The following is a 23,075-nucleotide window of genomic DNA, read 5'->3' on the forward strand; positions in this document are numbered from 1 at the left end:
CTGGCCAGCACCCTCATCTGGCTCACCACATGATCGACAAGACGCTCCCTAGGCCGGACAGCAGGGCGGTCGCCGGTGTCGCCCCGCCGTCGTCGTCGATGCGTATGGCGAGCGAATCCGGCGGCTGCGACCGGGACCAGCCGCGGCCCCTGGAGCTCGACTTGGCGCGTGACCCACCCTGCCGCGTCGAGCTCGAAGTAGAACCTGACATCTTCCTCATCCCAGTAACAGCGCATCCATGCGGTCATCCACCCATGACCAATGAGGCCCGCAGGCCCAGACCGAGGGGCCTTTCACAACCCAGGTCACCAGCCACCCTCAACGAGTCCGCCCCCTCAGGGAAGCCCTCCAAGAACTCGCGACGCGACGCATCGGTCTCCTCCGCAGCCATCGAACCGAGCACATCGATGAACTCGCTCCGCTGATCACTCGGCAGGTGAGACACCTGCACCTTCGCCCCGTGGAGTGACACTCCATGGCCTGCCTGGAAGTGTGCAGCGATCAAGGTCCGCGCACTGTGGATCTCATCCGCATCCAGGCGCTGCCGAGCGATGGCCCAGCCCTCTGTGGCGATGCGGTCTGCTCACTCCGCGGGGAAGGCACCGGTTGTCGTCAACGAGAACTCCCGTGGTGAGACAGATCCGTTCGGACCGCTCCGGTAGCAGCGGAAGAGATATCCTCCGCTGTACATGCCCATGGCAGATGCACGGTGAGCAAACAGATTTCGACGCAACTACGGTGAACCGGCAATCCCACGGGCCGACTGAGAGAGTGCCCTCATGGCTTCCTTCATTGTCTTCGACCTTGAGTTCACGTCGTGGCCCAGTGCACTGGAGCAGGACTGGGGAGCACCTGGTCAGCTGCGGGAGATCGTGCAGATCGGCGCCCTGCGCCTGAGTGAGGACTGCACGGTCATCGAGGAGTACGAAACGCTGGTGAGGCCCGTGGCCAACCCGCAGCTGTCTCCGTACTTCACCGAACTCACAGGCATCACACAGGAGTCCGTGGACCAGAACGGGATCCCGCCCGCACAAGCGCTGAGTGAGTTCCTGGGGTTCTGTCAGGGACAGACTGTGCTCTCCTACGGCAACGACATGGTCGTCCTCGGAGAGAACCTCGGCTGGGCGCGCGCACGCGGAGAAGAGCTCAAACACAGCATGCTCGACGCCGCGTTCATCAACATCCGCCCCTGGGTGAACACCGTGGCACCGACGACAGCAACAGCCAACGTCGGCCGGCTGTGGGACATGCTCGACCTCCCCAAACCGGTTGCCGGGCAGGAGCATTCAGCACTCTTCGACTGCTACTCCTTCGCCACCGCCCTCGCACACCTGTCCGCCCACGGGGCCGCCTTGCCCGACGGATGCCGGTAGCCCACCAGAAGCGGTACTGCAGACTCTTCGTCGTCGTCGCCGGTGCCACCGGGGCCCCGCTCGCCTACTGGAAATCCTGCGGGAGGTGCCGCAGGTGGAGACCCCTCTCGTGCTGAGCACCTGGGCCCGCTTCACCATCGAGGTGGAGACGCCCTACACCAGCAGACACTGCACCGAACTCGCCGATGTGACACACAAGTTCGGCGAGCTGGGTGCCACGATCTCCTCCGGCTCCTTTCCGGCCCGCGCAGCCGATGTCACGCTCAAGGAACGCCGCCCGTTGGTCCTCGTGCCCAGGGAGACACCGCTCAGCGAGATCCAAAGCGACCTCGTGGATCGCATCGTCATGCGGATCCTCGACCAGTTCGATCTCCCCGTGGGCACCGCGGACATCGCGGAGCGGTGGCAGGGCCTGGTCCATGCGCGCAGCCACGGACTCATGTCAGGAGCGGATCGGCTGCAGCAGCCCAGGCCATGACCGCACCCAGGGCTCGGTTCCCCGTACTTCAAAGGGGCGCACGTTGTAGTGCCCCGGCTACCCGACCGCTGAAAGGGAGGCCAGGGCGGTGCGTGCGGCGTCGGACCAGTGCGGGGCGTTCCAGTGGTGTGCGACCTGCTCGGCGCGGGTGAAGTGGCCCTCGGCCTCCTGCGGGCGGTCCAGGAGCAGGGCGAGTTCACCGAGGGACAGGGCCACCGGGCGCAGCGCGATGGAGAGGCTGACGGCCCCGGCCACCACGTCGCGGAGCGGGAGGAGCTCCTGGTAGATCCCGGCGGCCGCCTCGCGGTCGCCGAGGGCGACTGCGGCCATCGCGTCCAGGGTCGCGAAGAGGGAGAAGCAGTAGTCGCGGCGGATCGGGGCGCGCCGGGCGAACACCTGGCGAGCCCGGTCCGGTTCGCCTGCGGCCAGGAGAGCCAGGGCCGTGATGGCGCTGTGCAAGGGCCGGTACTGCTCGGACAGGGCAAGCGCCAGAGGCAGGGCCTCGGCCACCCGGCCCTGCTGCAGTCTGATGCAGAGGACGGTGAAGTCGCCCAACGCCTCCGGCGCGAGCGCGCCTTGGTCCCGCAGCGCCGCGACCGCCTCGGCCATGGCCTGCTCGGCCGCCGCGTACCGGCCCTGCGCCATGGCCAGCATGACGTGCCGCAGCATGCCGACCGCACCGGCCCCGCCAAGACCATAGGTGCGGGCGATCTCGTCGGCGCGGTCGAGGTGGCGGTGCACGGCGGCGACGCCGTTGCGTACCGTGGCGATGCTCGCGGCACCGTACTCGGCGATCCAGAGGTGCTCGGGCAGGTCGTACGCCCGGGCGAGCACGGCCAGCTCCCCCGTCAACTCCAGGCGCACATCGGCGTCGAGCTCGAAGTCGGTCAGCCGGACCAGCGTGGCGAGGGTCTGCGCGAGCAGCCGCGGTTCGGACAGGTCGCGGGCGAGGGCGAGTGCCTGACGGGCCGTTTGCCGACTGTCGTGGTCCGCGTCGTTCCGGGTCGCGGCGAGCTGGTCCAGGAGCAGGCAGCGGGTGCGGGGCTCCAGCGTGGTCCGCTCGAGGAGGCGGACCAGGTCAGCGACGGCCACGGTGTCGGTGGTGCCGTAGTTCCGGGTGAGCCAGGAGGTCGGCTCGGTCCACGCGCTGTACGCCGCGATCATCAGGTCGTCCCGGCCATGCTCCCGGGCCAGTTCCACGGCCCGGGTGCGGGCCTGCTGGGCGCCGGTGATCGCGCCGAGCCGGATCCGGCAGTGCACCAGGCGGGCGAGCAGCGCCACCTCCAGGTCGATCGTGTCGGTTTCGGTGAAGGCCGTCCGGTGGCGCTCCAGGCAGTCCAGGGCCTCCTCGAGCAGGAGTTCGCCCGTGCGCGGGGCGTAGCGATTGACGGCCTGGTCGGCGGCCCGCCGGGCGTAGGACACAGCCGGCACGGCGTCGGCCGGTGCGACCGCGCAGGCCCGTAGGAAATGGTGGGCCGTGGCCGCGACGTCGTCGGAGCCGAGCGCCACCAGGCTCCGGCCGAGCCGGGAGTGCATGCGGGCGCGACGCAGCCGGGTCAGGTCGGCCTCCAGGGCATCCCGGACCAGCGCGTGGCAGAACCGGACCAGGCCGGGGCTCGGTTCGCTGAGCAGTCCGGCGGCGACTCCCGCGTCCAGGGCATCAAGCACCCCGCCCTCGTCGGTGTCGGCCGCCGCGACCAGCACGTCCACCCGGGTCTGCCGTCCGGATACCGCCATCAGCCGCAGCACCGTCGTATCAGCGGGTTCGAGACGGGCGATGCGGCGGCGTACCACGTCGAGCACACCCTGCGGGACCTCGGCGAGCGCCGCCTGCTCGCCCTCCGCGGCAAGGAGACGGGAACTTTCACGCAGGTAGAAGGGGTTGCCGCCGGTGCGCTCGACCAGCGCGGCCGCGGCCCGGTCACTGACAGGTACCGGGCAGGCAGATTCGAGGAGTTGCTGTGCCTGCGGCGGCAGCAGGCCGCGCAAGGCCAGGCGGGACGGGGAGCGGCGGGCCAGGCGGGAGAGCGGTCCTGTCAGGTCGCCCTCGTCAGGGCGGTAGGCGGCGACCAGGAGTACGGGGGCGCGGCGGAGCCGCTCGGCGCACAGGACGAAGAGTTCGACGGTCTCCTGGTCCGCTCGGTGGAGGTCGTCCAGGAGGAGGGCGAGCGGCCGGTGTGCGGCGACGGTCTCCAGCCACGCCAGCAGGGCGCGGTGCAGGCGAAAGCGTTGGGCGGGGCTGCCGTCGGGAGCGGTTGCCGAGCCGGCGCCCGGCTCGAGGAGGGGGGCGAGGTCGGTGGCGTACGGTCCCGGCGGCGCTGCCGCGGCCAGGGTGTGGACGAGGTCGAGCCACGCCCAGCCGGGCGGGGCGCCTTCGGTCTCGGGGCAGTGGCCGGTGGCCACCAGCCAACCCTGCTGCGGGAGTTGGCGCTCCACCTGCTCCAGGATGCTGGACTTGCCGATCCCGGCCTCGCCGGAGAGCAGGACGAGTTGCGCCTCGCCGCCGCGCGCACGGGCCGCCGCGTCGCTCACCTCGGTCAGTTCGGCGTCCCGGCCGAGGAGCGGACCGGCGGTCAGTGGCGCAGGGGCGGGTGACAGCGGCGACAGCGACGGTGGCGATGAAGGTGGCGGCGGCACGGTGGACGGCAGCGCCGTGGATGGGAGAGCCGTGGACGGCAGTCCCGTGGACGGGAGCGAGGGCTCGGGCGACGGAGGCCGCGTGGCAAGGTGCAGGACCTCGTGCCGCTGGTGCAGTACGGCTTCTTCCAGCTCCACGAGCCGAGGGCCCGGGTCGATGCCCAGTTCCTCACCGAGCCGGGCCCTGGCCCGACGCAGCGCGGCCAACGCGTCACCTTGGCGTCCACTGCCCCACAGGGCGAGGGCAAGGAGCCGCCATCCCTCCTCGCGCAGCGGCTGCTCCCGGGTGAGCGTTTCGGCTTCGGCGACGGCCGCGCCCGGTTCGGCGCAGCGGAGCCGCGCGGCTGCCAGGGTCTCCCGCGCCGCGTGGCGCAGCTCGCCCAGGCGCGCGCTCTCGTCGGCGGCCCAGGTCTCGTCGGCGAACTCGGCGTAGGCGGGACCCGCCCAGAGCCGGAGCGCCGCCTCCAGCAGGCGGACCGTCTCCTGCGGACGGGTCGGTAGGAGCGCTCGCGCGGTCTGCGCCTGGCGCTCGAACTGCCAGGCGTCGACGGTGTGCTCGGGGTCTGAGATGCGCAGTGCGTAGCCGGGGGGTGCGCTGACGAGCAGCCGTGCCTCGGTGCGCGGCGGGCGGGTGGGCTCCAGTGCTCGGCGCAGCCTCGCGATGTACGCCTGCAAGGAGGCCGGGGCGCTGGGCGGCGGGCAGCCCCGCCAGAGGTGCTCGATCAGCCGATCCGCGGGGACGACGTCGCCCCGCGCGGCCAGGAGCAGGGCGAACACCCCGCGCGGCAGGGGCCCGCCCAGCTCCGCCCGTTCACCGTCGACCTCGACCGTGAGCGGACCGAGCACGCATATCTTCACCATCGCGGCGCCATCCTAAATGAGGCACCGTGAGACACGGACGGGAGGTCAGGGGCAGTGCAAGCCGGTTGCAAGTCGGCTGCAGCTCTGCTGCCAGAGGCGTTCACGAGACTCGCTGGCATGACGACGAACCCGACGACCGCACCCGCCCTCCACCCGTACACCCGCGAGATGGTGATGATCCATCGGATCTTCCGTCGCGAATCGCGGGTGATGGCCGAACTCGTACAAGAGGTACAACCGGGCGACAGCGGGCGTGCCACCGTACTGGAGGAGGCCTGGCACACCTACGCCACCGGCCTGCATCTGCACCACACCGGTGAGGACGAGCTGCTGTGGCCGCAGTTGCTGGCCCGGGTCGACCTGGATGCCGAACAGGTGCTGCGCATGGAGGCCCAGCACGAAGAGCTCAGCGCGAGCCTGGACCAGGTCGAGCTGCTGATGGAGAGCTGGGTTCCCAGCGCACCCGTCGCGCAGCGCGACGCGTTGGTCGACGCGCTGCTCCAGCACCATCACACGCTCTGCGCCCACCTGGACGAGGAGGAGCGCGACGTGATGCCGCTGGTGACACAGCACGTGACCGAGGCGCAGTGGCGGGCGCTGGGCGAACGCGGCCTGGCGGAGACACCGCGGAATCGGAGGATGATCGCCCTGGGCGCGATCCTGGAGGACGCCTCCGAAGACGAGCGCGCGGAGTTCCTGGGCCGCCTGCCGGGACCGGCCCGGCTGCTGTGGCACCTGGTCGGGCGGCGCCAGTACCGCCGTGAGATGCGCCGGATCCGCGGCGCCCGCGGCAACGGCTGAACGGCGGTGCCGCACGACGTGCCGTGCACCTCGCAGCACACGGCACTGAGCACTCGGCACTCAGCACTCAGCACTCAGCACTCCGAGGAAGACCTCAAGACCTGACGACTTGAAGACTTAGAAGACCTGAGGAAGTTTTCTGATGCGTATTGGATTCTCTGTTCCCCAGTTCGGCGCCTTCGCCGATCCGGATCTCGTCCTCGGCCTCAGCCGGGCACTCGAGGACATGGGCTACGACAGCCTCTGGGTCGGTGACCGGATCCTCGGACCGATCACACCCAGCGACCCGTATCCGGGAGGCGACGGCACCATGCCGCAGCAGTACGCCACCCACCTGGACCCGCTGCTCGCGCTGACCCTGGCCGCCACCGTCACCGAACGGGTGCGGCTGGGCAGCAGCACCCTCAACGCCCTCTGGCAGCCACCCGTCCTGCTCGCCCGCACCCTGACCACGCTCGACCTGGTGAGCCACGGACGCCTGGACGTCGGCATCGGTCTGGGCTGGATGCGCGACGAGTACACCGCGGTCGGCGTGGAGTGGGCGGGCCGCGGCAACCGCCTGGAGGAGACACTCGACCTCCTTGAGGCGGTCTGGACATCGCAGACGGTGGAGCACCAGGGCGAGCTGTGGAGCGTCCCGGCTTCCAGGATCTTTCCCAAGCCCGTGCAGCGCCCGCACCCACCGATCCTGTTGGGCGGGTTCAGCCCGGCGGGCCTTGAGCGGGTCGGGCGCCGTGGCAACGGCTGGCTGGCGGCCGCGATGCCGCTGCCCTACCTGACCGGTCTGTGGAGCCAGGCCCTGCGGGCGGCCGAGCAGGCGGGCCGGGAGCCGTCGCAGCTGCGCCTGGTCGTCCGGGCGAACCCGACGATCACCTCGTCCCCGGCCGACCCGGCAGAGACGTTCGCGCGCGGGACGGTCGGCCAGATCTGCGACTATCTGCGGTCCGCCGTCGAGGCAGGGGCGGACGAGGTCTTCGTCGACCCGCAGCTCACCACCTCGTCGCCGGACGAATTCCTGGACCTCGCGCAGGAGTTCATCACCAACCTGCGGACCGGCTGACGGCTCGTCCCGCGGCGACGTCCTTGGCCTGCTTGTCGGCGTTGGTCGGCATGCGCCGGGGATAGACCGACGAGCGTGTTGACGACGGGCGTGTTGACGACGAGCAAGTTGATATGGACGACCGAATTCCGGCCCACCGCCTCGCCGCGGCAGGCCGGTCTGCTCACCGTGCCGACCAGGTGTATGGCCGCCTGACACATGGAGAATGATGCACAACCTTGTACGGAATCCGGCGTCGTGGTACGTCGCGGCGCTGGCCGTTGCCTGTCCGGTCGAGGAACTGTTGCCGCCGGACCGGCTCGACCGGCTGCTGCAGTGGTCGTCGACGAACCTGGCGAACCTGCATCTGTGGCCACAAGGACATCCGGTCGAGGCGCTGGTGGTATCGGCGTTCGTCCCGCAGGACTCCGTGTGGATCTGGCCGCTGCTCGCCCTGTCGACGTACACGGTGGTGTCCCTGCTGGGCGCAGGCCGCACGGTTGCCTTGCTGGCGCTCGTCCACGTGGGGGTGACCGCGGCGACCGAGACGATGGTGTGGTGGCGTATCCACCACGGCTCGCTTCCCCCCTCGGACGCGTACCTGCTCGACACCGGCCCGTCCTACTTGGTGGTCGCGGCGATGGCAGTGGCGATGTGCCGTGCCCGGCAGGTATGGATACGGCTCGTGTGGCTGGTGCTGCTGGGCGTGGCCGCCCCCGGTCTGCTGGACGGGATCACTGACGGCGACTGCTCGGCCATCGGCCATGTACTCGCGTTCACAGCCGGTCTGACAGTGGTGTGGACCCATCGGCAACGCCGGGCAACACCGGACCTGATCACAGCCTGACCTCCGCACCGCCGCCCCCGCAACACAGCCTCACAAACCGCACACAACGCGCACGGGCCAGTCGGACCGAGGAAGCAGGCTCCCCCGGCATCCGTCGGCCCGCGGTGAGGCGCGGGAGCCCTGAGTCAGCCCCTTCCCTCGTGGCGGAACAAGTGGTCGACCTTGTCCTTGAACTCGGCTCGGCGCTGTTCCCGGTGCTGTTGGCGAGCCGCCCGTACGGCGTTCTCGGCGGCCTCCTGGGCAGAGCGCACCTCGGCTTCCACCTCCTGTGCCGGAACGCGTACCACGGTGCCGCCGAGCCGACCGGCGATCTCATCGGCCGCTCTCGGGTCCGATTCGGTGAGGCCCGCGATCACGACGCTTTCCCCCTCGTTGACACCCTGGCTGAGCACGGTGAGGGCATCGATCGAGTCCTCCGCTTCGTCGGCATCGGTGCTCACGCCGAGCAGAGCACCCGCACCCCAGCCGAAGAGCACACCAAGAGGGCCGCCGAGCAGGCCGACCAAAGCGCCCACGGCGCCGCCGATGGCTGCCGCCCCGCCGTTGTCGGCTGGATACGTCTCGGGCACCGCCAGTCCGCCGTCCTGGGAACGTGCCAGGATCGCTGCCCGGCTCACACTGGGCAGCTGCGTCACGTCGTGAAATGCCTCGAGGGCATGCTCCGGGTCTTTGAAGGTGAAGAAGAGGACCTTGTCGTCATCGGAATCGGACATGAGCCGGTCTCTCTGCGAGGAGGAGGGGAGGTGCGGTCGCGTGAGACCCAGTCAACGATCAGGTGGCAAGGGCCGCAACCTTGGCGCCGGCGGTGGCGCCGGTCTGGCCGCGGCCCCTGCGTCGCTTGCCCCACGGCCGGGCAAGCGCTGGATGCGGTGATCCTTGATTCGGGCCCTGGCCTTCCAGACCGCGAAGAGGACCACCGCGACGGCCACTCCGGTGAAGGTGCCGCCACGGAACACCGGAACCCTGGCGTCCATGGCAGTGCCCTGCCGCGCCTCCATGACTCCACGAACACCCCTCACGAAGCGCGGTCGCTCGCCGAGCGCCGGGGCTCGCGCTGCTCGTCACGGTGCTCGGCGGCGTTCGGTGTGGGCGGGCGCCGCCGCCCGGGCCGCGAGAGAACGGCCACTCCGGCGATGACGACGGCCGCCGCGACGACGCGTAGGACGCTCAGCCGCTCGCCGAGCAGCAGGGCTGCCGCCGACATGCCGACGACGGGGACCAGCAGGGCGTACGGCACGACCGCGCCGGCGTCGTTGCGGCGCAGCAGCCCGGCCCAGATGCCGAAGCCGAGGATCGTGGCGACCCAGCCGAGGTACACCACGGTGCCGACGGCCGTGGGACTGAGGCGGCTGAAGGCCTCCTGCCAGGAGGCGGTGCCCTCGACAGCCGCCGACAGGGCGAACAGCGGGAGGGGCGGCACCACACTGGTCCACGCGATGAACCGGAAGGCGTCCGGCGGGGCGGCCTTGCGGGTGGCGATGTTACCCAGGGCCCAGCACGCGGCCGACGCCACGGTCAGGGCGAGGGCGAGCAGCGGGCTCGCCTGCCCGTAGCCCGTGGCGACCAGGGCGATTCCGGTCAGCGCGAGGGCCATGCCGGTCCGCTGCCGTGCGCCGAGCCGCTCACCGAGCAGCCCGGCGGCGAACAGCGCGGTGAACAGCATCGCCAGGCTGGGCAGCAGCAGCGAGGCCAGGCCTGCGGGCATGCCGAGCCTGATCGCCGTGAACAGCAGTCCGAACTGCAGGGCGCCGTTGAGCACGCCGACCACCAGCACCCATCGCCACGCCGCCTGCGGCCGCCCGATGAGCAGCACCGCGGGGAAGGCGGCCACGAGGTAGCGCAGCGCCGTGAGCAGCAGCGGCGGGAAGCTGTCGAGGGCGACGTGGATGACGACGAAGTTCAACCCCCACAGGGTGGCGACCAGCACGGCGAGCGTGATGTCACGGGCCTTCATGAAGGGCCACCTGTTCCTGGCGAGCGAGGGATGTCCGGCCTCACGAACCGTGCAGCCGACGCCTTGACGCGGACGAGGGCCCGACGCCTTGGCACAGGGGCAAGCCTTGCTCGCCGACTACAGCACCACATCGGTGGATATCCCGATTTTCGGCCTCGAACATCCTTAGACCGCGGCGCCTGTCGGCCCGAATTCCGACGACGACTTTTAGGGATCACTCCCTATTCCGACGGCACGTTCCGGTCGCTAGCGTGCGGCACAGGAGGGTCTCCGCATCATGACCAAAGAGCCCCCCATGACTGCCACACCCGCTCTGTCCGAAGCCGCGCCTTCCGCAGCAAGCCGTTCCCGGGACGGCACTCGCCCCCTGTCCGGCCGGACCGCCGTCGTCACCGATTCCCATGCAGTCGAGAACGGCGCCGCCCAGGTGCTTGACGCCTACGACGGCATCGACCTGGTGGTCGCCGACGCGGGCATCGCCGTCACCCGGCCCGTCCTGGGCGCCGACCCCGACGACGACTGGTGGCGCGAGATCGAGACCAACCTGCACGGTGCGCTGCGCACCGTGCACGCCTTCCTGCCCTCGCTGGTCGAGGCCGCGCTGTCATACTCCGCCCTGGCTGTGTTGAGTTCCTCGGGAGGCGTTTGTCGCTGACTTGGGAAGGCGTCCGGGGGCCAATGCCTTGATCAATGTCGGCGAGTTTTGACGTCACTCCGGGTTGTCCGGCAGGGCGTCGGGCCGTGCGGGATCACATGGTGCTTCTTTGGCGAGGACGTCGTGGAGATGCAGCAGGTCCCGCAGGGCACTGTGGGCCAGGGCGTCTTGGACGGATGGGCTGGGGTCGGTCAGGATGAGACTGCCGCCCATGTGGTGGATGGCCTGGCGGATACCGAGGAGGGTGAAGAAGCTGGCGTTGTCGCAGCGCGTCACCGCGGACAGATCCATGACAAGGTGTCGGCTGCCCTCGGCCAGGACCTGGGACGTCAGTTCGCAGAGGGCGGGGATGCTGCCTGTGTCGAGCTCGCCGGTCAGCGCCAGCGTCATGAAGAAGTCGGGGGCGAGAGGGGCGCGTATCAGGGTCATCCGCAGGCCCTTGCCCTGCTGGCCTTCGTCAGTCCCGCCCTCGGTCATGCCTGCGTCGCGGCGCGGTCGGCCTGGGCTTTGGTGTGGGCGAGGCGGTAGGACTCGGTGCCAGTCTCGATGATGTTGCCGCCGAAGGTGAGCCGGTCCACGATGGCCGCGCAGAGGCGGGGGTCGGTGAACGTCTTGGTCCAACCGCCGAACGACTCGTTCGAGGCGATGGCAACGGAGTTCCGTTCCTCCCGCTCGGTCAGAACCTGGAAGAGGAGCTCGGCGCCACGGCGGTCGAGTTCCATGTAGCCGAGTTCATCGATCGCCAGGAGGTCGCCCCGTCCGTAGCGGGCGATGGTCTTGGCCAGCTGTTTCTCGTCGGCGGCTTCGACCAGTTCGTTGACGAGTTTGGTCGCCAGGACGTACTTGACCCGGTAGCCCTTCATCGCGGCCTCGGTGCCCAGCGCGATCAGCAGATGGGACTCGCCGGTGCCGGAGTCGCCGATCAGGCAGAGCGGGTGGCCGTTGCGGACCCATTCGCAGGTGGCGAGGGTGTTGATGGTTGCCGCATCGATGTTGGAGTTGGCGTCGTAGTCGAAGGCCCGCAGGGACTTCTCGCGCGGGAATCCGGCGGCCTTGATGCGCCGCTCCGAGCGTCGGCGGGCCCGGTCGTCGCACTCGGCCAGCAGGAGTTCCGCCAGAAAGCCCCGATACGACATCTGCTCACGGGAGGCGGTCTCGGCGAGATGGGCGAACTGGCCGCGGATGGTGGGCAGTCGCAGCATCCGGCATGCCTGGTCGATGGCGGTGGTGGCGGCTTCCTCGGTCAGCCCGCGGTTGCGTTGGGCATTCATGTCGCTTCTCCCTGGCTTGGAGCACTTCCGCCGCGGCGGCGTCGCAGCAGCTGGTCGTAGGCGGCCACCGAGGGCAGCGGCCGGGTGTCGGGCGGCAGATGGGACAGCCGCCAGTCGGCAAGGAACGTGACGCTGGCCCGGCCGCCCTCAACCGGCTCCGGCTGTGGCGGGACACGGGGCGCCGCCGGGACCGGGGCGTCCCCGTCGGCAATCTTCCGGGCCTCCAGGGCGACCGCGTCCGCGGTCAGCGCCCCGGCCCGCAGCGCGACCGCGAGCCCGGCCACCAGATGCTCATGACTCATATGCCGGGCCAGCAACAGCACCTCGATCAGGGCCTTGGTGCCTTCCTTGTCGCCGTGGGCAGCGCGGGCGGCGTCCCACCAGTCGTCATGCACCGGGATGAACCGGCCCGCCGAGCGGGCCTGCTCCAGAGCAGTGGAGCCGGGGAAAGCACCCGGCTTGCGGACCAGCGCCTCCAGATAGTGATCGAGGACCAGGCGGCAGCCGCCCTGGGTGCTCAGCCGCTCGTGCCGGGCCACTTCCCGGCCGCCGTCGAACACCACCAGCTCGGAGGCGTGCAGCAGCACCCGCAGGGTCTTCCCGATCAGCCGCACCGGCACCGAGTAGCGGTTGGCGCGGACCATGATCTGCCCGTAGCGGTCGACGCGCGGGGTGAACCAGCGGCCCGTCTCGAACGGCTCGACGGGCAGCGGCTTGAGCCGCGGCTGCTCGAGCGCGAAGTACTCACCGATCGTCTTCGGGCGGGAACGGATGCGCCGCTGTTCGTCCTCCGGGTCCCACCGGTCGACCAGCTCGTTCAGCTCGGCCAGCGTGGCGACCTCGGGGACCGGGACGAAATGGTTGCGGCGGAAGTAGCCGATCTGCCCTTCCACCCCGCCCTTCTCGTGGGCGCCCTCGATGCCCGGCCGGCAGTAGAAGCTCTCGATCCCGAAATGCGAGCGGAACGCGATCCACCGCTCCGGCTCGGTGCGCTGCCGCGAGAAGCCCAGAACCTGGGCGACCGCGGCCTTGAGATTGTCGTAACGCACCTTGCCGCGCGGCACCCCGCCCAGCATGTTCAGCGCGTGCACGTGCCCCTCGAAGAACGCCTCCTGGCCGCAGGATGCCGACACCCGGTGCACCGCCTTGCCGGAGTAGGACAGCCGCAGGGAGAACAAGTAACAGCGGGTCGGCACCCCGGCCAGCACGATGTGCACGTCTCCGAAGTCGACCTCGGCCTCGTCCCCGGGCAGGTGGGACTGCGGAATGAACACCTCATCGGGCCCGCGGCCTGCTTCCCAGCGGATCTCCTTGCGCCGCGCTGCCACGTAACCGCGGACCATCTGATAGGAAATGCCCTCAGCCGCGTGCTCGTCCAGCAGCCGGTCGAAGATCCGCTTCGCGGTGTGCTTCTGCTTCGGCGGGGCATCCAGATCCGCCATCAGCATCCCGTCGATCACAGGCTTGTACGGGTCCAGCCGAGTCGGCCGCGGTGCCTGCTTCTTGCGCGGCTCGGGCCACTTCGAATCCAACGCCCGGCGCACCGTCCGCCAAGTCACCCCGTACTTGCGCTCCAACGCGCGCCCCGAAAGGCCAGCACGATGGTCACGGCGGATCGCCGCGTACAGCTCGACCTTGATCGCCGATATCCGCATTCGGGCCCCCAGCGGGAGAAGCACACCGATCGTCCCACTGCAAGGCCCCAACTGCCGTCAAAACTCGGCGACATCACCCTCACGACACACAGCCGCCTCCCGAACCCGGCAACAAACGCCTCCCCGACTCACCTATAGAGCCACCGCCCGCGCGCTGCGGGCCGAGGCCGCGCCCGAAGGCGTACGTGTGACCAACGTCGGCCCCGGTGTCGTACGCACCGACACGCAGGAGCAACTCACCGACCCCGCCATACGCGAGGCCCTCACCGGAATCGAGGAGCCCCTGGCCGCCGAGGACGTGGCCGACCTCATCGCCTACGCGGCAAGCCGACCCCGCCACGTCAACCTCTCCGAGGTGGTCGCGCTGCCGACCCGCCAGCCCTGAGCCCGCCCCGGCCGCACGAAACCACTGCTGTCCCAGGAACGTCTTCCTCCGCATGCCTGTGCTCCACGCCCCCGCCGCCGCGCTGTGCCAGCTCCTGCACTTCGCCCGCCTCCAAGCCCTCGCCTGCGCGTTCGCCGTCGCCCTGCTGACCGGGGTGGCGCTGTCGGCGGTGGCGCCAAGCCTGCCGGTGGCCCGCTACGACCTGCTAGTCGTGTACGGCGTGCTCCTGACGCTGCTGTTCTGGTGGGCCGGGTGGGAGAGCGGGCGGGAGCTGGCGGTCATCGCCGTGTGCCACGTCATCGGGCTCGCCTTCGAGCTCGTGAAGGTCGCGCTCGGTTCGTGGAGCTATCCGGAACCGGCGCTGTTGAAGGTGGCGGGCGTGCCGCTGTACGGCGGGTTCCTGTATGCGGCGGTGGGCAGTTACGTCTGCCGCTCCTGGCGGCTGCTCGATCTGGAGCTGGTCGGCTACCGGCCCCGGGCCACCGCCGTGGTCGCTGCCGCGATCTACCTGAACTTCTTCAGCCACCACTGGCTGCCCGACCTGCGCTGGCCCCTCGCCGCCCTGCTGCTCCTGGTCACCGCCGGAACGTGGGTGCGGTTCACCGTGGGCGGCGCCCGCTACCGCATGCCGCTGGCGCTCTCCTTCGCCCTGATCGGCTTCTTCCTGTGGCTGGCGGAGAACCTCGCCACCTACGTCGGCGCCTGGCGCTACCCGTACCAGCTGCACGGCTGGCAGCCGGTCTCCTTCGCCAAGTCCGGCGCCTGGGCGCTGCTGATCAGCGTCACCTTCGTGCTGGTGGCCGCGGTCGTGCGGCGGGGCGGCACCACATCGTCCCGCCCGACCCCGTAGCCGTCAGGGCCGCCTGCGGCTGTCGGGGTGAACATGCCGCAGGGGTACGCGTGGCCTCGTCCCGGCCGACGACCACTGGGGGCGTTCTGGTACTCCGGGGAGCCGCCCGCTCAGCAGAACGGGCGGCTCCCGCCGGTCCACTCCCGATGGAGGGCCTCTTCTCATGCGCCGTCTGTCCCTGGTGAGTTGTGCCCTGGTGACCGCTGTGCTGGTCGCCGTGCCGCTCACTGCACCGTCCGCCGCCTCACCCCCGGCCGCTTCCGTCGTACGGGCGTCAGCCGCCGGGCCCGACCCGTCCCGCCCTTGGGTGTTGCGCCAGGCCGTCGTGCCGCTGTCCCGCGACAACTTCGGCCCGCTGTGCGACCCGGCCCCCTCCGGGCCGCCGCCCGAGTATCCGCTCGCCCTCTTCCCGGACGATCCGCCGATCCAGGCCGTGCAGGAGTACCGGCAGCAGGTCGGCGAGGACACCGTCAACTGGTCCGGCCGTGTCGTCGGCGTGCCAGGCCACACCGTGCACATCACCGTCACCGGCGCCTGCACCGGAGGCCCGGTCACCCTGATCGGCACGGCGGACCTGGGCCGGATGCAGTACACGTACGCGCCCGCCCCGGGCAGGCCCGGCCACGCCCTGGTCGAGGAGATCGACACCTGGGCCATGCCCAAGGAGCCGGACGACACCCTTCCGGCAGAGAGAGCGCGGCCCGCCGCACGGGCCGAAGCGACGGCGGCACGAGCCACGGCCGACACCCCGGTGATCGACGTCGTGGTCGGCTACACCACCAACGCCAAGACCAAGGCGGGCGGCGAGGACGCCATGAAGGCGCGGATCGCCGAGGCCGAGACCGGGATGAACCGGGCTCTGTCCGACAGCGGGGTCCCGGCGAGCGTCGACGTCGTCCACACCTACGAGATCACCGGCTACAAGGAGGTCACGAGCACGGACGACATGCTCAACAAGAAGCTCAGGAAGGCCGATGACGAGGACCTGGGCAAGAAGGCGCACGAACTGCGCGACGAGCACGCCGCCGACCTGTTCAGCGTGATCATGGACCTGCCGTCCGGCAGCGACGCCCTGGGCCGGGCCGATCTGCCCAAGGAGCCGACGGCGGACACGACGGACAAGGCCTACTCCATCGTGGACGTCGGCGTGATGGCCTCGTACTACACCTTCGCCCACGAGCTGGGCCACAACCTGGCGCTCACACACACGCAGCCGGAAGCGAAGTGGACGACCCACTCGCAGGGCAGCGGGTGGATCACGCCGGACGGCAAGTACGTCACGATCATGAGGTCGGCGTACACCTGCCCCTCGTCCTGCACTCGCATCGGCCAGTACTCCAACACCCTCAACACCTGGCAGGGCCAGCCCCTGGGCGACAAGGAGACCGACGCCGCCGAGGTGCTGCGCGCCAACATCCCGGCCGTCGCCGCCTACCGCGCCCCCAAGAAGGCGTACGACCGCAAGGCACTGACACTCACGGCGGGCCCGGAGGAGGGCGGCACCGTACGGCCCAGCATCTGGGGCCCCTACCGCGACGGCAAGAACACTCAGATCACCGTCACCGCGACGCCCAAGGAGGGCTACGCCTTTGACGGCTGGAAGCTGGACGGCCACAAGCACGGCAACACAGAGCCCTCGATGGCCCTGACCATGGACAAGGGTCACACTCTGGAGGCCACCTTCAAGAAGGCGCCCGCCCCCGTGGCCACCCACCAGGTCACGGCATCCGCCTCGCCCGAGGGCGGCGGCAGCGTCGAGCTGTCCCCGGCCGGAGGCACGTACAAGGCGGGCGACCAGGTCATCGCGCGCGCCAAGGCCGCCGAAGGGTACGACTTCGTGCGCTGGACGCTGGACGGGCAGCAGATCGGCACCAATGAGGAGATCGCTGTGGCGGTCTCCCAGAACCACCGCCTGGTGGCCGAATTCGCCGAGAGCAAGACGGAGTTGACCACCTCGGTCACGCCGGGCGACCAGGCCGGAACCATCCGGCTGTCCGAGCCCGGACCGTACATCAAGGGCCGCCCGGTCGTGGCCACCGCCGAGGCGGCGCAGGGTTACCGCTTCAACGGCTGGACCATGGACGGCCAACAGGCAGGCACGGACAACCCGCTGACGGTGACGATGGACAAGGCCCACACCCTGATCGCCGCCTTCGAGCCGGTCAAGCCCGCCGCCGCGGCATGCCCGCATCCGGTGACCGGGGCCATCGCCAAGGTGTGGAAGGCCCAGGACGCCGCCAAGGGGCGGCTGAAGTGCCCCACCGGTCCGGAGAAGAAGACCCCCAACGGGAAGGGTGTTCAGCAGGTCTTCGAGGGCGGGGTCGTGTACTGGACGAAGAAGCACGGGGCACACCCGGTGTGGGGTGCCTTCCTCACCCAGTGGAAGAACCTGAAGTACGAAGCGGGCAGGCTCGGCTTCCCCACCAGTGGTGAACAGCCGCGCCCCGGCGGCAAGAAGGGCGTCCTGCAGAAGTTCCAAGGCGGCACCCTGACCTGGGACTCGAAGACCAAGAAGATCACCGCCACCTACACCAAGTAACCCTCCAGCCGGCAGCCGGTCCCCTGCGCCCTGGTGGCTTTCATGGCGCAGGGGGCCAGGCGGTCGGCGAGAGCAGGCCGAGGACGTAGGCGCGGGCCACCAAGGCGGTGCGGTTGGGGACTTCGAAGCGGCGGCAGAGGCGTACGAGGTGGTAGTTGACGCCGTCGGCACTCAAGTCCACCGCGCGGGCGACCACCGCGGTGGTGTGGCCCGCGGCGACCAGGGCGATGATGCGGGCCTCCTGGGCGCTGAGCAGTTGGAGCTCCCCAGCCTTCGGTGCCGTCCGTCGCTCGTCCGCGCTCAGGATCGCCAGGAGCGGCGGGGTGGTGCCCGCCGGGTCGCTCACCGGTTCCACGGTCAGTTCGCCTTCGTACGATGTGCCGCTCGCCTCCCAACGCACGCGCACCGGGTAGCGGGAGCGGCGGCCCGTACGCAACGCCGTGTCCAGCTTGGTGAATTGGGCGTCGTCGGTGGGCGTGAACAGGTCGAGCAGGTTGCGTCCTGTGAGGCGGCTCGGGGTCAGGTCCCACAGCGCGGCGAGGGCCGGGTTCGCGCTGGTGATCTCGCCGTCTGTGGTGCTGATCGCCGTCGGAACCTGGGTGCGGTCGAGCAGGTTGAGGAAGCGGGTGCGCCAGACCGCCGGGTCCGACTCCGGGTCCTGCATGGGGTGTTCTCCTCCGCTGTGCATAGCCGGGTGCTGTGCATGTCCCGGCGCGTGGCTCCTAGCGCAGACGCGCTCCGTGCGCACGCCGCGCCACGGCGAAGCCACTACAAGATTCTGTAGTCCTGGCGGCCCATTGGCCAGCGGGCGGCGGAATCGTGGAGGGGCAGCCGGACCCCACCCCACAGGAGGACAGCGCCCGTGAACATCCTGAGTGGAATGAGCGAGGTGCCCGTTGTCGACGTCTCGGACACCGGGCTGAGCCGTACGCCCATCCAGCAGGCCATGGCCCTCGCCCGAGAGCACGGCCCGCTCATGAGGCGGCGGTTCCACGACCACGAAACGGTGCTCGTCTCCTCGTTCGACCTCGTCGACGAGCTCTCCGACGAGACACGCTTCACCAAGGCCATCGGCCCCGTCCTGGAGAACGTGCGCGAGGTCACCGCCGACGGCCTGTTCACCGCCTACAACGACGAGCCCAACTGGGCCAGGGCGCACGACATCCTGTTGCCCGCCTTCGCCCTGGGTTCGATGCGCGCCTACCACCCGACGATGCTGCGTGTGTCCCGGCGCCTGATCGCCGCGTGGGACGCACGCGCCGAGGACGGCACCTACGTCGACGTCTCGGCGGACATGACCCGCATGACCCTGGACACCATCGGTCTCGCCGGTTTCGGCTACGACTTCGGGTCCTTCCGGCGCACCGACCCGCACCCCTTCGTGCAGGCCCTGGTGCGTGCCCTCGCCCACTGCCAGGCGGTCCTCGGCCGGGCTCCCGGAGGCGACCACGCGGCGGCGGACCGGGCGTTCCGGAAGGACGCCGACTTCCTCGCCCAGGTCGTCGACGAGGTGATCGGCCACCGCAAGGCCGCCGGGGACACCTCCACGGACGACCTGCTCGGCCTGATGCTCAGCGCGCCCCACCCCAGCAGCGGCGCGCTCCTGGACGAGGCCAACGTCCGCAACCAGATCATCACCTTCCTGATCGCCGGCCACGAGACCACCTCAGGCACCCTCTCCTTCGCCCTGCACCACCTGCTGCGCAACCCGGCGGCCCTCCATCTGGCACAGGCCGAGGTGGACGCGTTGTGGGGCGATGCCCCGGACCCCGAGCCGTCGTACGAGGACGTCGGCAAGCTGCGCTACGTACGCCAGGTCCTCAACGAGACCCTGCGGTTGTGGCCCACCGCCCCGGCGTTCGAGCGCGAGGCGCGCGCCGACACCGTCATCGGCGGCCGCCACCCGGTGCGGGCGGGGCAGCGGCTCACCGTGCTCACGCCGATGCTGCACCGCGACCCGGTGTGGGGCGACAACGTCGAGGAGTTCGACCCGGAGCGGTTCGCCCCCGCCGCCGAGGCGGCCCGCCCGGCGAACGCGTACAAGCCCTTCGGCACCGGTGAACGTGCCTGCATCGGGCGGCAGTTCGCGCTGCACGAGGCCACACTGCTGCTCGCCCTGCTGATCCACCGCTACCGCCTCCACGACCACGCCGGATACCTGCTCGACGTCAAGGAGACCCTGACCCTCAAGCCGGAGGGCTTCACGCTGACGCTGACACGGCGTACCGCCGAGGATCGACGCGCCACCGACAGCGGCACCCCGCAGGAGAAGCCCGAGCAGCAGGCGGTACTGCCCGCCCGCGCCGCCACCGACTCGGCGCTCACCCTCCTGTACGGCTCCAACCTCGGCACCTGCCGTGCGTACGCCGAGGAACTGGCCGACACCTTCGGCGCGTTGGGTTTCGGCACCGATGCCGCACCGCTGGACTCGCGCGTCGGCGGCCTGCCCGCGGACCGGCCGGTCGTCATCGTGGCCGCCTCCTACAACGGGCAGCCCACGGACGACGCGGCGGCCTTCGCCTCCTGGCTCGCGGGCGCGGGGCCCGGTGCCGCCGAAGGTGTGCGCTATGCCGTCCTGGGCGTCGGGGACCGCAACTGGGCGGCCACCTATCAGCGTGTACCCACCCACCTCGACGAGCGGATCGCGGAGTTGGGCGGGACCCGGCTGATGGAGCGGACCGCCGCCGACGCCTCGGGCGACCTCGCCGGAACCTTCGCGCACTTCACCGCGGACCTGCGCCGCGTCCTGCTGACCGCATACGGCGACCCGGACTCGGCCGCCACGGTGCCCGCTGAGGCCGAGCCCGCGTACGCGTATGAGGTCACCGAGGTGACCGGCGGGCCCCACGACGCCCTCGCCGTCCGCCACGGCGTCACCCCCATGACGGTGGTGGAGACGGGTGACCTCGCCGACCTGAGCCATCCGCTCGGCCGCGCCAAGAAGTTCCTGCGCCTGGAGCTGCCCGAAGGGGTCACCTACCGCACCGCCGACCACCTGACCGTCCTGCCTGTCAACGACCCCGACCTTGTGGAGCGGGCGGCGAAGGTCCTCGGGCTCGACCTGGACGCCGTCCTGGACATCCGCGCCCACCGCCCCGGCCGCGCCACCCTGCCCCTGGACCGACCGGTCACCGCCCGCGACCTGCTCACCCACTACGTGGAGTTGCGCGACCCGCTCACCGCCGAGCAGATCACCCTTCTCGCCGAGCACAACCCGTGCCCGCCCGAGCAGGCCGCCCTGCACCAACTGGCAGCCGCCGACCGGCTCTTGACCGCCGCCCGCCCCGGCCTGCTGGACCTGGCCGCGGAACACCCGGCCCTGCACGGCCAGTTGGGCTGGCCGCTGCTGCTCGACCTGCTGCCGCCGCTGCACACGCGCCCCTACTCCATCTCCTCCTCCCCGGCCGCGGACCCGCGCCACGCCGACCTGATGGTGTCGCTCCTCAGCGGCCCCGCGCGCTCGGGCAGCGGCGTGTACGAGGGCACCGGATCCTCGTATCTGCACCGCGTACGGCCCGGTGACACCGTGCACGCGCGCGTGCAGCCCTGCCGGGAGGCCTTCCGCATCGGCCACGACGCACACACCCCTGTCATCATGATCGGCGCCGGGACCGGCCTCGCCCCCTTCCGCGGGGCGATCGCGGACCGCGTGGCACTCCTGCGCGGCGGCGCACGGCTCTCGCCCGCGCTGTGCTACTTCGGCTGCGACCACCCCGAGGTCGACTACCTCCACCGCGCCGAGCTGGAGGAGGCGGAGCGGGCCGGGGCGGTGTCGATGCGGCCCACGTTCTTCAAGGCGCCCCAGGGCGGCCGGCTCTTCGTCCAGGACCGCATCGCCGCCGAAGGCGCGGAGGTGTGGCGGCTGCTCGAAGCAGGGGCGCGGGTGTACGTGTGCGGCGATGGCGGCCGGATGGCGCCGGGTGTGCGGGCCGCCTTCCAGGAGCTGTACATCCGGCGCACCGGCGGTAGTGCCGCGGCGGCCGAGGAGTGGTGGCAGGACATGGTCGCCGAGGGCGGCTATGTCGAGGACGTGTACGTGGCCTCCTGACCGTCCCCCCGCCCGCCGCCCACTTCCCGGACCTCCCCTGAGCTGCCCGGGAGAGACCGATTCCTGCTCACCTCTGGAGACATCCATGGCAACCATGCGCGCCGCGCGCTTCAACACGTCCACCGGCGAATTGGCCGTGCGGGACGTGCCCGTGCCCTCGCCCGGCCCCGGCGAGGCCCTGGTGAAGGTGGCCGCCTGCGGGATCTGTCACTCCGACCTGTCGCTGCTGCACGGGGCGGTGCCCGCCCGGCTGCCCGTGATCACACCGGGCCACGAGGCCGCGGGAACCATCGCCGAGCTGGGCTCCCCGGCGCCGGGCTTCGGCGTCGGCGACCGCGTGGTGCTCGCCGCGGGCCGCGCCTGCGGGCAGTGCCCCGCCTGTGTGTCGGGGGCCGCCTGGGACGACTGCCTCGACCTGCGGATCATGGCCTTCGACTACGACGGTGCGTGGGCCGAGTACGTGGTCGTACCCGTCGCGTCCCTGACCCCGGTGCCCGAGAGCATCCCGCTGGAGCAGGCGGCCGTCCTCGCCGACGCGGTGTCCACGCCGTACGGAGCCGTGGTGGACACCGCCGCTCTGCGCCCCGCCCAGGCGGTGGGGATCTGGGGCGTGGGCGGCGTCGGGGCCCACCTGGTGCAGCTGGCCCGCCTGGCCGGGGCGGCCCCGATCGTCGCCCTCGACCCGCTGACCGCGGCCCGCGAGCGAGCCCTGGAGCTCGGCGCGGACCACGCCATCGACCCGACGGACGCGGACGTGGACGTGCCCGGGCGGATCCGGCAGCTCACCGGCGGGCGCGGCCTGGAGACGGCCTTCGACGTGGTGGCCCGCGCCGCCACGATCCGCCAGGCCAACGCCGCCCTCGGCCACCGCGGCCACTTGGTACTCGTGGGCATCTCGCCGGACAGCGTGGACCTCGGACCGGAGACGGAGTACGCGATGAGCCGCCATACGGTCACCGGCCACCTCGGCTACCGAAAGCGCCACCTGGAGGACCTGGTCACCCTCGTCGCGCACGGCCGCCTGGACCTGAGCCGCTCCGTCAGCGCGGTGCTGCCGCTGGAGGAGATCACGGAGGGGGTGCGGCGCCTGGAGGCCAAGGAGGGCAATCCGATCCGGATCGTGATCCGCCCCTGAGGTCCGCTGGCCCATGGTTTGGAGTTTCCATGTCCACGGTCCTCACCTTCCGCCGCACGAGCCTCCGTATCGCCACTGCGGGCAGCGTGCTCGCCGCGCTCGCCCTTCCTGGGGCCGCGGCCATCGCGGCCACGGCCCCGGAGAAGCCCGCGACTGCGGCATACACGTCGGACAGGTCCAGCGGCACCTACCGTTTCGAGCTCGAAGGCGGTGACGACGTCACCCTCGATGCCAAGGACACCACTGCCACGGTGAAGACCAGCGACGGTACGGCGATGGGCACTCTGGCTCCCAGAAAACCCGGCCCGGTCACCAGCGGCTACTCCGGGTGGAAGTACACCCTCTTCATCCCGGCGAGCAAGCCCGATCTCAACCCGCCTCACCTCAAGGCCACCTTCAAGGGCCAGACGGCCAAGACCCTGTACTTCACGCCCAGCGGTGCGAAGCCCGCGCCCTCGGGAGCGGCCAAGGACACGCCCTAGAGAGAGGACGGCCCTAGGGAGCGTCTTGTCGATCATGTGGTGAGCCAGATGAGGGTGCTGGCCAG

At 70.7% G+C, this 23,075-nt stretch carries 19 protein-coding genes and 1 pseudogene; 12 read left to right on the forward strand and 8 right to left on the reverse strand.

Annotated features, from left to right (window positions below; all coding sequences use genetic code 11):
- Nucleotides 1-248: pseudogene (locus tag ACFWZ2_RS41295) on the reverse strand (hypothetical protein); the annotation flags it as partial.
- Between the two features lie 531 nt (nt 249-779).
- On the opposite strand from ACFWZ2_RS41295, the gene ACFWZ2_RS41300 reads away from it, so the two are divergent.
- Complete coding sequence (locus ACFWZ2_RS41300) at nt 780-1,373, forward strand: 3'-5' exonuclease (protein WP_384554938.1); 594 nt, start codon at nt 780-782, stop codon at nt 1,371-1,373.
- Between the two features lie 94 nt (nt 1,374-1,467).
- The gene (locus ACFWZ2_RS41305; RefSeq protein WP_384554939.1) at nt 1,468-1,851 is read left to right on the forward strand and encodes a flavoprotein; all 384 of its coding nucleotides are present in this window, start codon (nt 1,468-1,470) and stop codon (nt 1,849-1,851) included.
- Nucleotides 1,852-1,908: 57 nt separating this feature from the next.
- Here ACFWZ2_RS41305 and ACFWZ2_RS41310 read toward each other — a convergent pair whose 3' ends face one another.
- On the reverse strand, nt 1,909-5,349 hold the full coding sequence (locus tag ACFWZ2_RS41310; RefSeq protein ID WP_384554940.1) for a BTAD domain-containing putative transcriptional regulator: 3,441 nt from the start codon (nt 5,347-5,349) through the stop codon (nt 1,909-1,911).
- A gap of 117 nt (nt 5,350-5,466) precedes the next feature.
- On the opposite strand from ACFWZ2_RS41310, the gene ACFWZ2_RS41315 reads away from it, so the two are divergent.
- From ACFWZ2_RS41315 to ACFWZ2_RS41325, 3 genes are all read left to right on the forward strand, one after another.
- Entirely contained in the window at nt 5,467-6,150 is a 684-nt protein-coding gene (locus ACFWZ2_RS41315; protein WP_384554941.1) for a hemerythrin domain-containing protein, read from the forward strand.
- Between the two features lie 142 nt (nt 6,151-6,292).
- Nucleotides 6,293-7,210, forward strand: a complete 918-nt coding sequence (locus tag ACFWZ2_RS41320; protein WP_384554942.1) for a TIGR03619 family F420-dependent LLM class oxidoreductase — start codon at nt 6,293-6,295, stop codon at nt 7,208-7,210.
- Between the two features lie 205 nt (nt 7,211-7,415).
- Nucleotides 7,416-8,036: a rhomboid-like protein gene (locus ACFWZ2_RS41325; protein ID WP_384554943.1), complete on the forward strand. Its 621-nt coding sequence runs from the start codon at nt 7,416-7,418 to the stop codon at nt 8,034-8,036.
- 125 nt (nt 8,037-8,161) lie between these two features.
- On the opposite strand, the gene ACFWZ2_RS41330 is transcribed toward ACFWZ2_RS41325, so the two are convergent.
- Entirely contained in the window at nt 8,162-8,749 is a 588-nt protein-coding gene (locus ACFWZ2_RS41330; protein WP_384554944.1) for a histidine kinase, read from the reverse strand.
- Nucleotides 8,750-9,051: 302 nt separating this feature from the next.
- Nucleotides 9,052-9,990: an EamA family transporter gene (locus ACFWZ2_RS41335; protein ID WP_384554945.1), complete on the reverse strand. Its 939-nt coding sequence runs from the start codon at nt 9,988-9,990 to the stop codon at nt 9,052-9,054.
- A 295-nt stretch (nt 9,991-10,285) separates the two neighbouring features.
- On the opposite strand from ACFWZ2_RS41335, the gene ACFWZ2_RS41340 reads away from it, so the two are divergent.
- Nucleotides 10,286-10,645 carry an SDR family NAD(P)-dependent oxidoreductase gene (locus ACFWZ2_RS41340; RefSeq protein WP_384554946.1) on the forward strand — a complete coding sequence of 120 codons (360 nt, stop codon included), beginning with the start codon at nt 10,286-10,288 and terminating at the stop codon, nt 10,643-10,645.
- 54 nt (nt 10,646-10,699) lie between these two features.
- On the opposite strand, the gene ACFWZ2_RS41345 is transcribed toward ACFWZ2_RS41340, so the two are convergent.
- Genes ACFWZ2_RS41345 through istA form a run of 3 tightly spaced genes read right to left on the reverse strand, consistent with a single transcriptional unit; the run spans nt 10,700 to nt 13,571 of the window.
- A complete protein-coding gene (locus ACFWZ2_RS41345; RefSeq protein WP_384554947.1) occupies nt 10,700-11,074 on the reverse strand; it encodes an STAS domain-containing protein in 375 nt (124 codons plus the stop codon).
- A 44-nt stretch (nt 11,075-11,118) separates the two neighbouring features.
- Nucleotides 11,119-11,916, reverse strand: a complete 798-nt coding sequence (gene istB / locus ACFWZ2_RS41350) for an IS21-like element helper ATPase IstB (protein WP_384554948.1) — start codon at nt 11,914-11,916, stop codon at nt 11,119-11,121.
- Nucleotides 11,913-13,571: an IS21 family transposase gene (gene istA / locus ACFWZ2_RS41355; protein WP_384554949.1), complete on the reverse strand. Its 1,659-nt coding sequence runs from the start codon at nt 13,569-13,571 to the stop codon at nt 11,913-11,915. The genes istB and istA overlap by 4 nt, the downstream gene beginning before the upstream one ends.
- Nucleotides 13,572-13,758: 187 nt before the next feature.
- On the opposite strand from istA, the gene ACFWZ2_RS41360 reads away from it, so the two are divergent.
- From ACFWZ2_RS41360 to ACFWZ2_RS41370, 3 genes are all read left to right on the forward strand, one after another.
- The gene (locus ACFWZ2_RS41360; RefSeq protein WP_384554950.1) at nt 13,759-13,956 is read left to right on the forward strand and encodes a hypothetical protein; all 198 of its coding nucleotides are present in this window, start codon (nt 13,759-13,761) and stop codon (nt 13,954-13,956) included.
- A gap of 52 nt (nt 13,957-14,008) precedes the next feature.
- Nucleotides 14,009-14,806, forward strand: a complete 798-nt coding sequence (locus ACFWZ2_RS41365) for a DUF817 domain-containing protein (RefSeq protein ID WP_384554951.1) — start codon at nt 14,009-14,011, stop codon at nt 14,804-14,806.
- A 163-nt stretch (nt 14,807-14,969) separates the two neighbouring features.
- The gene (locus ACFWZ2_RS41370) at nt 14,970-17,345 is read left to right on the forward strand and encodes a M12 family metallo-peptidase (protein WP_384554952.1); all 2,376 of its coding nucleotides are present in this window, start codon (nt 14,970-14,972) and stop codon (nt 17,343-17,345) included.
- Nucleotides 17,346-17,385: 40 nt separating this feature from the next.
- Here ACFWZ2_RS41370 and ACFWZ2_RS41375 read toward each other — a convergent pair whose 3' ends face one another.
- Complete coding sequence (locus tag ACFWZ2_RS41375) at nt 17,386-18,009, reverse strand: PAS domain-containing protein (protein ID WP_384554953.1); 624 nt, start codon at nt 18,007-18,009, stop codon at nt 17,386-17,388.
- Nucleotides 18,010-18,225: 216 nt separating this feature from the next.
- On the opposite strand from ACFWZ2_RS41375, the gene ACFWZ2_RS41380 reads away from it, so the two are divergent.
- The 3 genes from ACFWZ2_RS41380 (at nt 18,226) to ACFWZ2_RS41390 (ending at nt 23,010) form a co-directional block, all read left to right on the forward strand.
- On the forward strand, nt 18,226-21,393 hold the full coding sequence (locus tag ACFWZ2_RS41380; protein ID WP_384554954.1) for a cytochrome P450: 3,168 nt from the start codon (nt 18,226-18,228) through the stop codon (nt 21,391-21,393).
- 85 nt (nt 21,394-21,478) lie between these two features.
- Nucleotides 21,479-22,528, forward strand: a complete 1,050-nt coding sequence (locus tag ACFWZ2_RS41385) for a zinc-binding dehydrogenase (RefSeq protein ID WP_384554955.1) — start codon at nt 21,479-21,481, stop codon at nt 22,526-22,528.
- 29 nt (nt 22,529-22,557) lie between these two features.
- The gene (locus ACFWZ2_RS41390; protein ID WP_384554956.1) at nt 22,558-23,010 is read left to right on the forward strand and encodes a hypothetical protein; all 453 of its coding nucleotides are present in this window, start codon (nt 22,558-22,560) and stop codon (nt 23,008-23,010) included.
- The last annotated feature ends 65 nt before the right edge of the window (nt 23,011-23,075 follow it).

The organism is Streptomyces sp. NPDC059002 (genome assembly GCF_042740435.1).
Lineage (GTDB): Bacteria > Actinomycetota > Actinomycetes > Streptomycetales > Streptomycetaceae > Streptomyces.